The following is an 11,992-nucleotide window of genomic DNA, read 5'->3' on the forward strand; positions in this document are numbered from 1 at the left end:
ATATCGTATTTGAGGTAAATATTACTTGTCTAAACAAGATTTGATTGAAATTGAAGGCACGGTGACAGCAGCCTTGCCTAATGCCATGTTTCGAGTCGATCTAGATAATGGGTTTAACGTTCTAGCCCATATTTCCGGTAAAATTCGTCGCAACTATATTAAAATTCTTCAGGGCGATCGCGTCAAGGTCGAGCTAACCCCTTACGATCTGAGCAAAGGTCGCATCACCTACCGACTGCGGAATAAAAAATAGTTATCCAAATAGCCATTTAGATCGATCGAGAAATTTGAGCAGAAATTGCTCAAATCGTTGCTGAGTAAGCATCTAACTCGCAGCTCCCCCATCTGGTGGATCGTCCCCAGTCAAATTGTCATGCGATCGATATGACAATTTGTTGAAAAATGTTATAATATTAAGCTTGCAGTGTTGACAAAATTGGCATGAAAGTCCGAGCGTCTGTCAAAAAGATTTGTGAAAAGTGCCGCGTCATTCGTCGGCGCGGTCGGGTTATGGTCATTTGTGCCAACCCGAAACATAAACAACGTCAAGGTTAGATGACTAGTCCAGGTTGCTAGTTAGTCATTGACACCGAGATGAGATTACATGGAGATCGAGTGAAAACGATGAGTTGGGCGAGTTGCTTCAGTCCCAATCCAGACCTTTTCATTCCGGTCGACCAAATCAAGAGCAAAGTATAGTGGAGAAACAAGTGTGGCACGCATAGCAGGTGTAGACCTTCCTCGCGACAAACGCGTGGAGATCGGTCTGACATACATCTTTGGGATCGGCTTAACCCGATCGAAAGAAGTATTAGCAAAAACGGGTGTAAATCCGGATACGCGAGTAAAAGATTTGTCCGATGCTGACGTCGCCCTCCTCCGGGAGCGCGTCGAAAGCGACTATCAGATCGAAGGCGACTTACGTCGCTGGGAATCGATGAATATCAAGCGATTGGTAGACATCGGCTCCTATCGGGGTCGGAGACATCGGATGGGTTTACCCGTTCGCGGTCAACGCACGCGCACCAATGCCCGTACTCGTCGCGGTCGTCGCGCTACAGTCGCAGGGAAGAAGAAAGCTCCCGGCAAGAAATAACATGGTTCGATGGTTGTGGCAACCTAGCAATAGCCAATTGGCGATTAGTAGCTTTGGAATCTTCTCCACCAATATTAGTGGCGATCGATCTAGATGTTACTTTTCGCCAATTAGTGTGTCTATAGCTCCAGTTACAACTTCACTAGGCAGATGGCAACCGTAAAAATTAGATCGATGGCTATACTACCTGAAGATCTGATTCGATCGAGCGCAATAAGTCTAGCAAGCGAACCCGACAGCAGTGGATATTTATATCGATTACCTCATTGACATTTTCTAATACATAGACCGACATGGCTCGACAACCTAGTAAAAAGACTGGCCCCAAAAAGCAGAAGCGCAATGTTCCTAACGGCGTAGCTTACATCCAGTCAACATTCAACAACACGATCGTTACCATCTCCGATGCCAATGGCGACGTGATCTCCTGGGCTTCTAGCGGATCTAGTGGCTTTAAAGGCGCGAAAAAAGGTACTCCCTTTGCCGCCCAAACAGCCGCCGAAAGTGCTGGCAAGCGAGCGATGGATCAAGGGATGCGGCAGCTGGAAGTGATGGTGAGCGGCCCTGGAGCCGGTCGCGAAACAGCGATTCGCGCTCTTCAAGGTGCAGGGTTAGAAATCACCCTGATTCGCGATGTCACTCCAATTCCTCACAACGGCTGCCGTCCGCCAAAACGACGCAGAGTCTAAATTAATTGGCACTCAATCTTTTGAATTACCCAGCTTGGCAATCGCCAAAATCGGGAATGATGAATAATGAGTCGTTCGGTTAGCAAAGATTGTCTGGCAATCTCGCCGCAATCTGTCAAAAGTTTAAGTAAGTACAAACTGGGTAGGGAGGTCACTCTGTGGCGCAGTTTCAGATCGAGTGTGTCGAGTCTAAGACCGAGTCAAATCAAAGTCAATATAGTAAGTTCATCCTTGAGCCGTTAGATCGGGGTCAAGGGACAACAATCGGCAACTCGCTCCGACGGGTACTGCTGTCCAACTTAGAAGGGACGGCAATTACAGCGGTAAGAGTAGCTGGACTAATTAGAGACGAAAAAACTGGCGTTAAACCAGGTACGGTCAATCATGAGTTTGCTACCTTAGTTGGTGTCCGGCAGGATGTGTTAGAACTCCTGCTGAATATGAAAGAGGTCAAACTCAAGAGTTACACCTCGCAACCGCAAATCGGTCGCTTGAATGTGACGGGGCCAGCCGAAGTGACTACTGCTGATTTTGAGTTACCTTCGGAAGTCGAAGTTGTCGATCCCAACCAATATGTGGCAACTGTCGCTGAGGGTGGCAAATTGGAAATGGAATTTCGGATCGAGCGCGGCAAAGGCTATCGATCGGTAGACAAATTCCGCGAGCAAGGTCTAGCAATGGATCTGCTCCAAATCGATGCTGTATTTATGCCTGTACTTCAGGTTAACTACACTAGCGAAGATGTCCGGATCGATGGGGCTGTCGAAAAAGATCGCCTGATTCTCGAAATCTGGACGAATGGTAGTCTGACGCCTCAAGAGGCTTTGAGTGAATCTGCCAAAATCTTGGTCGATCTGCTCAATCCGCTCAAGGATATCAGTTTGGAATCTTTCCAACCAGAATATCCAGATGAAGAAGATCCCTCCAACCAAATTCCGATCGAAGAGTTAAATCTCTCGGTTAGAGCTTACAACTGCCTAAAACGAGCGCAGATTAATTCTGTCTCGGATTTAATGGGTTACACCCAAGAAGATCTCTTAGAAATTAAGAACTTCGGGCTAAAGTCAGCAGAGGAGGTGATTGAAGCCCTCGAAAAACGACTGGGGATCAAACTACCTCACGATAAATCAGTGAAAGCCTGATGAGATCGGAGCGTGAGCCGAGAAACCTCGGCTCACTCTCCCACGGTAGTTTGATCGAAAGCAATTTTTCAGAATCGGTTGTATCGATTGTAGTGACCTCATGGGGTCGCTACATCGAAACCAAATTTTTAGAATCGATCGTAGCGACCCCATGGTAGCTCGATCGAGACCAAATCGCGAGTTACCGAACGGTAAACACCCTAGGTAACTCGATCGATTTACCAAGTCCACATCCATCAAATCGAGGAAAACACCATGCGTCATCGCTGCCGCGTGCCCAAACTAGGTAAACCAGCCGACCAACGGAAAGCCCTGTTACGGTCTTTGACCACCGAACTGATCCGTCACGGTCGCATTACCACCACTCTGGTCAAGGCGAAAGCCATGCGCCCAGCAGTGGAAAAAATGGTCACACTAGCCAAATCCGGCACTCTCGCCGCCCGTCGTCAAGCCTTAGGCTATATTTACGACCAAAACCTCGTTCATGCTTTATTTGCTGAAGCACCCGAACGCTACGGCAACCGTCAAGGTGGCTATACTCGCGTCGTCCGTACCGTGCCCAGACGCGGTGACAATGCGGAAATGGCGATTATCGAAATGATGTAGGCTTCGGTCGGCGAAAGTGGCAACGATCGTTTCTCGCGATCTACAGCCAGTCAATCGTCAACTCTGTTAATTGTGAAATGGCTAAAAGAAACCACAAACTCATAACTAACAGTAAAACCGAACGCGTTGCCCTAGTCATTCAATATGCAGGTACTCACCTGTGTGGGTGGCAAAAGCAACCGCAGGGTCGCACCGTCCAAGCTGAGATCGAAGGCGCACTCGAACAAGTGCTCGGTCGATCGATAAATATCTATGGTGCGGGACGTACCGACAGCGGCGTTCATGCTGCTGCACAAGTCGCCCACTTCGATAATCCCAGTGTGATTCCAGCCACGCGGTGGGCATCTGTGCTCAACGCACGATTGCCAGACGATATCGTCATCCGCGCTGCTGCTGCTGTCAATGATGATTGGCACGCTCGCTTCTCCGCACTCTATCGACGGTATCGGTACACCATCTATACGGCACGACAACCCAATTTGTTCGTCCGCCCTTATAGCTGGCATTATTACCAATCACCGCTGGATATCGAGCGGATGCAAGCCGCTGTAGCTCCCTTACTGGGTACCCATCATCTGGCGGCGTTTCATCGGACTGATTCGGGTCGATCGCATTCCTGGGTAGAAATTCAGGATGTCGGCTGTCACCAATTGGGAGATTTTGTCCAGATCGAAATCCAAGCAAATGGATTTTTGTATGGCATGGTCAGACTGCTCGTCGGATTGCTGATTCAGGTCGGCAATGGCGATTTAGCAGTCACCGAATTTACCAACATTTGGCAATCCGAACAGCGATCTCGCGTCAGACACTCTGCTCCCGCTAAGGGGTTATGTCTGCTTCGCGTCGGTTATCCGGATTTACCTTTTCCGAAGTCAGTCTGGTACGATGCCCAACCCCAATTTTTATTGCCAACTAATTAGGGATATTTATATAATGTTGGGTTTGATTATCCTCAATCCCCAACTGAAACTCTAACCCGTCACAACTACTCGATCGACAATGTTGGGATGCTCTCTTTGATTTAAGAGACACTTCTAACACCAAGATCTACCCAATCTCTAACTGATATTAAGATCGTGGAAAAAACTTACTTACCACCAACTCAAGCTACTGACGCCAAGTGGTACATCATCGATGCTGCCGACCAACGCCTCGGACGTCTCGCTAGCCAAATTGCAATGGTCTTGCGTGGGAAAAACAAACCCACCTTTACCCCTCATATCGACACTGGTGATTTTGTCATCGTGATCAATGCCGAGAAAGTTCAGGTTACAGGCAAGAAAAGCACTCAAAAAATCTACCGCAGACATTCTGGTCGCCCAGGCGGGATGAAAACTGAAGTTTTCGCTAAACTGCAAGTGCGGATCCCCGAGCGGATTATCGAACAAGCTGTTAAAGGCATGTTACCCAAGAACTCTATGGGTAAACACCTATTCACCAAGATGAACGTCTACGCAGGTACTCAGCATCCTCATGCTGCACAGAAGCCTGAAGTTTTGGTCATCAACACTATTCCTAAAGCATAATCATGGTAGAAGCAAGCAAAAAGGCAGTTTACTGGGGTACGGGTCGTCGGAAATCCGCGATCGCCCGCGTCCGCCTCGTCCCTGGCAGTGGCAAACTAGTTGTCAACGGCAGAACTGGCGAAGACTATTTCAACTTTCAGAGTGGCTATATCTCCGCCGCGAGATCGCCCCTAGAAACTCTGGGTTTGGAAGCTGAGTACGATATTCTCGTCAACGCTCATGGTGGCGGTCTGACCGGACAATCGGATGCTGTTAAATTGGGTGTAGCGCGCGCCTTGTGCGAACTCGACCCCAACAACCGCAAACCCCTCAAAGTTGAAGGTTATCTGACTCGCGACCCGCGTTGTGTGGAACGGAAGAAATACGGTCTGCACAAAGCCCGTAAAGCTCCTCAATACTCGAAACGTTAATCAGTTCATAGTTGGCAGTTGGGAGTTGGTAGTAGAGCGCGTTGCGCTCGGTTGACAGCATTAAAACTATTTACTCCCAACTCCCAACTACCCACTCCCAACTCCCAACTACCTACTCCCAACTCGACTCATGGCAAAAGCTGATATTCATCCTACTTGGTACCCAGAAGCCAAAGTTTATTGCAACGGTGAAGTTGTGATGACTGTTGGTTCGACCCAACCAGAACTCCGTGTAGACGTATGGTCTGGCAATCACCCTTTTTACACTGGCACGCAAAAGATTATCGATACCGAAGGTCGGGTCGATCGCTTCCTGAAGAAATACGGGATGATCGATACTACTGCTCCGGCTCCCGAAGCTGCTGCTGAAGAGCAGAAATAGCTCAAATAATCTTAAAAACCTAGGGGTGCGATCGATATTTTCGCGTCTCTAGGTTTTTCAATATTTATACAAATCGTAGGTTGGGTAGAGCGATCGCAAAACCCAACAATCCCATTAATTAAAATCGAAATTTGGGCTTGTATTTGTCAGATCGAAACAGGTAAATAGATTCGATAATTATCGATCGAGCAACCAGATTCTCTGAAGATACAAAATCCTAATTATTAATTTATTATTGCTGCTGTTGAGTTTTGCGATCGCTCGATCCAACTTACAACTAGCTTTAATATTATCAATTATTTAACTAATATTATTAAATGATATGCGACTATTCATTCTTTATCACTTCTATCACTTCTAGCGATTCAACTATCGATGCTAACCACAATATTGGTTTCGCAAAACTCAACCCAACTTAGACCCTTTTAAATTTTTGTTGGTGTGTTATCGCGCCAGCGTAACGCACCTTACACCTACCCTCTAAAACAATGGCAGAATCATACTTACTCGATAAACTCAGATCCGTCGAACAGACATTTCACGAACTCACCCGCAAACTCGGCGATCCAGATATCGCTAGAGATGCCAGTGAAATGCAACGGATTGGCAAAGCCCGTGCATCTCTGGAAGAAGTTGTCGAAACCTTTGAAACCTGGAAACAAGTTCAAGAAGATATCGTTACTACTCGCCAGCTCGTCAAAGATTCGGGCAACGATCTCGAACTGCAAGAAATGGCGACCATCGAAGCTGGCGAACTCGAAGCCAAAAGCAACGAACTCGAACAAAAACTTAAAGTTTTACTACTACCTAAAGATCCGAATGATGAGCGTAACATCATGTTGGAAATTCGGGCTGGTACTGGTGGCGATGAAGCTGGAATTTGGGCTGGTGACTTGGTGCGGATGTATTCTCGCTACGCGGAAACCCAAAACTGGAAAGTTTTTCTAGTCAGTGAATCTCTTGCTGAAATGGGCGGCTTTAAAGAAGCTGTGCTGGAGATTAAAGGCGATCGAGTATACAGCCAACTCAAATTTGAAGCTGGCGTTCATCGGGTACAACGGGTGCCTTTAACTGAATCGGGCGGACGAGTTCATACATCTACGGCAACTGTAGCGATCATGCCCGAAGTCGATGAGGTCGAGATCTTTATCGATCCTAAGGATATCGAAATGAGTACCGCTCGATCGGGTGGTGCGGGCGGACAAAACGTCAACAAGGTAGAAACTGCGGCGGATTTATTCCACAAACCGACGGGAATTCGGATCTTTTGTACCGAAGAAAGATCGCAACGCCAGAATAAAGAGCGGGCGATGCAAATCTTGCGGGCGAAGTTGTACGATATCAAGTTGCGCGAGCAACAAGAAGAAGTAACTTCGATGCGCAGATCGCAAGTCGGGACTGGTTCTCGATCGGAAAAAATCCGCACTTACAACTACAAAGACAACCGCGCCACAGACCACCGACTGGGGCAGAATTTCGGCTTGGAGAAGGTGCTAACTGGCGATCTTGAGGACGTAATTCAAAGTTGTATCTCTCAAGACCAACAAGAGCGATTAGCGGAACTAGCAGCCTCTACAGGTAGCTAGTGTGAATTCTTTCCTCAGAAAAGGGAATTATTAATTATCAACAGGGATTAGCCGAAACAGTATATCGGTTAATCCCTGTTCTTATTTCTAAATAATCTTAGTGAAAGGAAAAAATGAAGAATAGTAACCTAAAACATCTGGTGCGAGATTTTGCGACATCTCATATCGCAAAATCTCAAATTGCAGTTGTTGTTTCAATACTAGGGTTTGGTCTAATCGGCGGAAATCAGGCCAATGCAATTTCTATAGGGTTTGTCTCAGGGAATCCTATTACTACTCCTGATTTTGCAACTGAGTTTACTCCACTTCCTGATGGTGTCATTGCTTATCCCACTGCTCCTTTTGACGGGTTCTCGATGCAACAAGTTAATGGAGAGCCTGATGACCTGTGGACTAACTATGATGGCAACGGTGCTGGAGATGGTAAAAGTTGGTACCCAAATAGTGGAGACTATGGATACACACAAATATCGCTGCAAAGCGGTCAGAACTTTGACTCAGTAGGTTTATTTCTAGGTGCAGCAGGAAGTGATGGTGATTTCTTAGCTTATGAATTACTAGACAATTCGACATTAGTTGCTTCTGGTGTACTATCTTCTGGCAGCAGTATGCTTTCCTTCGGATGGTTATCCATCACTGGAGGAGGTTTTGATACAATTCGATTGAGAGATGGCAACTCTTCACAACTTTCTATTACCGATGGTACTCTTAACACGTTAGCATTTGATAAAATAAATGCTACCGTTCAACAAACATCACAAAGTGTTCCCGAACCATTTACCATTGTCGGTACATTAATTGGTGGTACAGCAGCTCTAAGAATGAGAAATAAATTAAAAGCTATAGTTAAATAAAATAACTACAGCAGAGCATAACTTCTATTTTCCAAAAAATCTAGGGTAGGGGCAATTCGTGAATTACCCCTACCCTAGATTTTGTGATTAACCGCGTTTCATAGCTCGATCGATATCGCGTTTATCATCGCGTTTCTTGAGATCTTCCCGCTTGTCATGAAGCTTCTTACCACGTACCAAGGCTAGAGTTAACTTGACTCGACCGCGCTTGAGATACATCTTCAGCGGTACTAAAGTTAAACCCTGCTGTTCGACTTTGCCCGTCAGCTTGCGGATTTCGGCCTTGTGCATCAGCAATCTACGGGTACGCGTTGGTTCGTGATTGAAATATGCGCTCGTGCTATTGTGCGGTGAAATATGGGCGTTGAGCAGCCAGATTTGCCCTTGACGTAATAAGCCATAACCATCGCGCAGATTGGCTTTGCCCGCTCGAATAGATTTTACTTCGGTGCCGACTAACTCAATCCCCGCTTCGTAAGTTTCGAGGATTTCGTAGAGGAACCGAGCTTGCCGATTGTCGGCCACAATTTTGATACTGTCTGATTTTTCTTGCTCGCTCATTTCTCCATTTTACTATCGACTGTTAAAAACGGTAGTCGAGCAGTGGAAATTTTTAGGCAGGATGACGGCGAGATCTCGATCTGCTGGCAATTATTTCAGAGATCGAGCACTGTAACAATAGATGCGTACTATGTAGGCGCAAATCTGTAGCATATTGGTACCAGCAGAGTGTGAATTTTTCTAGAGATCTGGACTAATTGAAGAAATTTGGTATAGTTATTCCATTAAAAGCGACGCTGCTAAAAAATATTGTGTTTAATAACAGACGATAAATATGGATTGGAGATCGTGGCATCCGCATACTGGCGATCGCGAACGTTTCGCAGATGGTCGAGCGGTCGAACTGCGATCTCCGTCTACGGCTCCCGCTAGATCGAACATTTTTAACAAGGAGCTATATTTATCAAATTCAAGATCGCAATCGCCCGATCGATGTTCGATCGGAAACAAACAATTAGTGATACGATCGCACCTGTTACTACGGCGCATTCTATCTGGCTGGTAAGAAAATATTATGGCTAGTTCTATCGATCTTGGCGGACGTCCGATCCATTTCATCGGCATTGGGGGAATTGGCATGTCCGGGCTTGCTTACGTACTTGCTCGACGTGGATTGCCAGTGTCTGGTTCCGACCTGAAATCGACTAACATTACTCAAAAGTTGGCCGCCGAAGGCGCGCACATTTTTCTCAAGCAAGACGCAACTAATTTAGATTTTTTTGACAAATCGTCGGGACAAACCCCTCAAATCGTCTCCTCGACAGCAATTGGCAAAACTAATGCCGAGCTAAATGCCGCGATCGAGTTGGGATGTCCGCTATTCCATCGATCGGATGTTTTGGCCAAACTGATCGGTGAGTATTTTAGTATCGGTGTCGCGGGTACTCATGGCAAAACCACAACTAGCAGCATGATTGGCTATATGTTGGTGAAGGCTGGTGTCGATCCGACAATCGTTGTGGGTGGTGAAGTGAACGCTTGGGATGGCAATGCCAGAATCGGTAACAGTAAGTATTTTGTAGCGGAAGTTGATGAGTCGGATGGCTCGTTGGTGAAGCACTCACCCAAAATCGGGATCGTTACCAATATCGAATTGGATCATACCGATCATTATAAGAGTCTCGATCGGGTCATCGAGACTTTTACCACCTTCACTCAGCAATGTGAAGTGACGATCGGTTCTGTCGATTGTGCGATCGTGCGCGATCGCATCAAGCCTACGCTGTCGTACAGTGTCGAACCAGGGCAGGTTGCAGATTATACCGCCGATAACATTGAGTATCATGCCGCAGGAACTTCTGCACACATATATGAATATGGCAAATTATTGGGCATTCTAAAGTTAGGGGTCTTAGGCAAACACAATTTGAGTAATGCACTAGCAACCATCGCCGTCGGTCGGAAGATCGGCTTGGAATTTCCAGCGATCGCTAATGGGTTAGCTACTTTTGATGGTGCCAAACGACGCTTTGAACTTCGAGGTTATCAGAATGACATTACTTTCATCGATGACTACGCTCACCATCCGAGTGAGATCTTGGTTACACTCGCGGCGGCTCGGTTGCGAGTCGGATCCCAGCGACGGGTGGTTGCGGTCTTCCAGCCCCATCGCTACAGCCGGACTTTGGAATTTCTGAGTGAGTTTGCTCGATCGTTTGCAGATGCTGACTTGGTAATTATTACAGACATTTATAGTGCAGGGGAAACCGATACTGGTGTTGTCAGCGGCGAAAAAGTAGTCTCACAGATCGGTCTTTACCACCAGAATGTTTGCTACCAGCCGACTCTGGCCGATGTATCTCAATTCCTCACCAAGCACCTCCAGCCCAGTGACATCTGTTTATTCCTGGGTGCCGGAAATCTCAACCAGATTATTCCGAGCATCGTCGAGCATTATCAAACCACGGCTGGAATCCCCCAGCCAGAAACTGTAGCCTAATTTAGAGAATTTAGTGTATTATGCAACGAACCCTACTTAGCTTTCAACAACATCTCCCACCTCAACTTGGTTCTATTTTGAAATAGATCGAGCTGCTCTAAATAAAATCGATTCGGATTGCGATTGACTACCCCCGATTTCACCACACTACCTTACCTTTCCACCATGACACTTTCTCAAGATCGTTCGCGCAGCAGCATTAGTTCCGCTGCGGCACCTGCTCTAAGTACTCAGATTCAACAACCAATCACAGTTGCAGCTAATAACGATCGAGATGTGGAAGCACCTACAGATTGCCCGATTCGCGCAGATGTATCGCTCAAAGGTTTGACGACGTGGAAGGTAGGTGGATTGGCTCAATGGTATCTCGAACCCAAAACCCTTGCCGAGACTCAATCGGGTCTGGCTTGGGCCAAACAGCAAGGTCTACCGATTACAATTATTGGCGCAGGATCGAATCTATTAATTAGCGATCGCGGTTTGGCCGGTTTGGTTATTTGCACTCGACATTTACGACATATCGATACTCAGTTCGATCGCGAGACGCAATCGATCGTTGCAGATGCAGGCAAAATGGTCGCTAGCCTAGCTTGGCAAGCAGCTCGCAGAGGTTGGGGTGGAATGGAGTGGGCAGCGGGGATTCCGGGCACGCTAGGTGGTGCTGTAGTGATGAATGCGGGTGCCCACGGACACAGTACCCAAGAGATTTTAATTAGCATTGACGTGTTGAACGCTGACGGTTCGATCGAGACGCTGACAACTGCCGATCTCAACTATAGCTATCGGACTTCCAATCTCCAAGGCGAGACTAAAATTGTCCTAAGTGCCAAGTTCCAGCTCAATGCCGCTAGCGAACCAGAAGAAATCAAATCTCGTACGTTCCGCGACTTAGAAAAACGTCACAGCAAACAGCCGTACGATCGCCCAAGCTGTGGCAGCGTCTTCCGCAATCCTTCGCCATTATACGCAGCCGCATTAATCGAAGAATTGGGGCTAAAAGGCTATCGGATCGGCGGGGCGGAAGTTTCCACGCTCCATGCCAATTTTATTATCAATCACAAAGAAGCCACGGCTACTGAGATTCGCGAATTGATCTACTTCGTCCAAAGCCAAGTTAAAGCCCAATACTCGATCGAACTCGAACCCGAAGTGAAAATGCTCGGTGAATTTTAAGTTAGGGGTTAGGCTTTAGGCTTTAGGG

Annotated in this window: 15 protein-coding genes; 14 read left to right on the top strand and 1 reads right to left on the bottom strand. The window is 46.9% G+C overall.

The genetic code is table 11. The features are described 5' to 3' along the window. Window positions 1–25 precede the first annotated feature (25 nt). From infA to RMO84_RS15205, 12 genes are all read left to right on the top strand, one after another. Window positions 26–253, top strand: coding sequence for a translation initiation factor IF-1 (gene infA, locus RMO84_RS15150; RefSeq protein ID WP_310489278.1), 228 nt, complete (start codon window positions 26–28; stop codon window positions 251–253). 188 nt (window positions 254–441) lie between these two features. Continuing rightward, window positions 442–555: a 50S ribosomal protein L36 gene (rpmJ, locus tag RMO84_RS15155; protein ID WP_015161734.1), complete on the top strand. Its 114-nt coding sequence runs from the start codon at window positions 442–444 to the stop codon at window positions 553–555. Between the two features lie 157 nt (window positions 556–712). Further along, window positions 713–1,096, top strand: a complete 384-nt coding sequence (gene rpsM / locus RMO84_RS15160; RefSeq protein WP_310489279.1) for a 30S ribosomal protein S13 — start codon at window positions 713–715, stop codon at window positions 1,094–1,096. 293 nt (window positions 1,097–1,389) lie between these two features. Further along, window positions 1,390–1,785 carry a 30S ribosomal protein S11 gene (gene rpsK, locus RMO84_RS15165; protein WP_295616775.1) on the top strand — a complete coding sequence of 132 codons (396 nt, stop codon included), beginning with the start codon at window positions 1,390–1,392 and terminating at the stop codon, window positions 1,783–1,785. 158 nt (window positions 1,786–1,943) lie between these two features. Further along, a complete protein-coding gene (locus RMO84_RS15170; protein WP_310489280.1) occupies window positions 1,944–2,927 on the top strand; it encodes a DNA-directed RNA polymerase subunit alpha in 984 nt (327 codons plus the stop codon). Between the two features lie 255 nt (window positions 2,928–3,182). Further along, on the top strand, window positions 3,183–3,533 hold the full coding sequence (gene rplQ, locus RMO84_RS15175) for a 50S ribosomal protein L17 (RefSeq protein ID WP_310489281.1): 351 nt from the start codon (window positions 3,183–3,185) through the stop codon (window positions 3,531–3,533). A 77-nt stretch (window positions 3,534–3,610) separates the two neighbouring features. Then, entirely contained in the window at window positions 3,611–4,453 is an 843-nt protein-coding gene (truA, locus tag RMO84_RS15180; protein WP_310489282.1) for a tRNA pseudouridine(38-40) synthase TruA, read from the top strand. A gap of 156 nt (window positions 4,454–4,609) precedes the next feature. After that, window positions 4,610–5,059 carry a 50S ribosomal protein L13 gene (gene rplM / locus RMO84_RS15185; RefSeq protein ID WP_310489283.1) on the top strand — a complete coding sequence of 150 codons (450 nt, stop codon included), beginning with the start codon at window positions 4,610–4,612 and terminating at the stop codon, window positions 5,057–5,059. A 2-nt stretch (window positions 5,060–5,061) separates the two neighbouring features. After that, window positions 5,062–5,469 carry a 30S ribosomal protein S9 gene (rpsI, locus tag RMO84_RS15190; RefSeq protein ID WP_396133749.1) on the top strand — a complete coding sequence of 136 codons (408 nt, stop codon included), beginning with the start codon at window positions 5,062–5,064 and terminating at the stop codon, window positions 5,467–5,469. Between the two features lie 130 nt (window positions 5,470–5,599). Beyond that, window positions 5,600–5,851, top strand: coding sequence for a 50S ribosomal protein L31 (rpmE, locus tag RMO84_RS15195; protein WP_310489284.1), 252 nt, complete (start codon window positions 5,600–5,602; stop codon window positions 5,849–5,851). Between the two features lie 488 nt (window positions 5,852–6,339). Then, complete coding sequence (gene prfA, locus RMO84_RS15200) at window positions 6,340–7,437, top strand: peptide chain release factor 1 (protein WP_310489285.1); 1,098 nt, start codon at window positions 6,340–6,342, stop codon at window positions 7,435–7,437. 113 nt (window positions 7,438–7,550) lie between these two features. Further along, complete coding sequence (locus RMO84_RS15205; RefSeq protein ID WP_310489286.1) at window positions 7,551–8,291, top strand: hypothetical protein; 741 nt, start codon at window positions 7,551–7,553, stop codon at window positions 8,289–8,291. Between the two features lie 87 nt (window positions 8,292–8,378). On the opposite strand, the gene smpB is transcribed toward RMO84_RS15205, so the two are convergent. Then, window positions 8,379–8,852: an SsrA-binding protein SmpB gene (smpB, locus tag RMO84_RS15210; RefSeq protein ID WP_310489287.1), complete on the bottom strand. Its 474-nt coding sequence runs from the start codon at window positions 8,850–8,852 to the stop codon at window positions 8,379–8,381. Window positions 8,853–9,366: 514 nt separating this feature from the next. On the opposite strand from smpB, the gene murC reads away from it, so the two are divergent. Then, the gene (gene murC, locus RMO84_RS15215) at window positions 9,367–10,791 is read left to right on the top strand and encodes a UDP-N-acetylmuramate--L-alanine ligase (protein ID WP_310489288.1); all 1,425 of its coding nucleotides are present in this window, start codon (window positions 9,367–9,369) and stop codon (window positions 10,789–10,791) included. A gap of 165 nt (window positions 10,792–10,956) precedes the next feature. After that, on the top strand, window positions 10,957–11,964 hold the full coding sequence (gene murB / locus RMO84_RS15220; RefSeq protein ID WP_310489289.1) for a UDP-N-acetylmuramate dehydrogenase: 1,008 nt from the start codon (window positions 10,957–10,959) through the stop codon (window positions 11,962–11,964). Window positions 11,965–11,992: the final 28 nt, after the last annotated feature.

Source organism: Chamaesiphon sp. VAR_69_metabat_338 (assembly GCF_031423935.1).
Lineage (GTDB): Bacteria > Cyanobacteriota > Cyanobacteriia > Cyanobacteriales > Chamaesiphonaceae > Chamaesiphon.

What these genes read in the sequence shown, in the direction of transcription:
- rpmJ (WP_015161734.1), top strand. Translation starts at nt 442, where the DNA reads ATGAAAGTCCGAGCGTCTGTCAAAAAGATTTGTGAAAAGTGCCGCGTC.
- rpsK (WP_295616775.1), top strand. Translation starts at nt 1,390, where the DNA reads ATGGCTCGACAACCTAGTAAAAAGACTGGCCCCAAAAAGCAGAAGCGC.
- rplQ (WP_310489281.1), top strand. Translation starts at nt 3,183, where the DNA reads ATGCGTCATCGCTGCCGCGTGCCCAAACTAGGTAAACCAGCCGACCAA.
- truA (WP_310489282.1), top strand. Translation starts at nt 3,611, where the DNA reads ATGGCTAAAAGAAACCACAAACTCATAACTAACAGTAAAACCGAACGC.
- rpsI (WP_396133749.1), top strand. Translation starts at nt 5,062, where the DNA reads ATGGTAGAAGCAAGCAAAAAGGCAGTTTACTGGGGTACGGGTCGTCGG.
- rpmE (WP_310489284.1), top strand. Translation starts at nt 5,600, where the DNA reads ATGGCAAAAGCTGATATTCATCCTACTTGGTACCCAGAAGCCAAAGTT.
- prfA (WP_310489285.1), top strand. Translation starts at nt 6,340, where the DNA reads ATGGCAGAATCATACTTACTCGATAAACTCAGATCCGTCGAACAGACA.
- RMO84_RS15205 (WP_310489286.1), top strand. Translation starts at nt 7,551, where the DNA reads ATGAAGAATAGTAACCTAAAACATCTGGTGCGAGATTTTGCGACATCT.
- smpB (WP_310489287.1), bottom strand. Translation starts at nt 8,852, where the DNA reads ATGAGCGAGCAAGAAAAATCAGACAGTATCAAAATTGTGGCCGACAAT.
- murC (WP_310489288.1), top strand. Translation starts at nt 9,367, where the DNA reads ATGGCTAGTTCTATCGATCTTGGCGGACGTCCGATCCATTTCATCGGC.
- murB (WP_310489289.1), top strand. Translation starts at nt 10,957, where the DNA reads ATGACACTTTCTCAAGATCGTTCGCGCAGCAGCATTAGTTCCGCTGCG.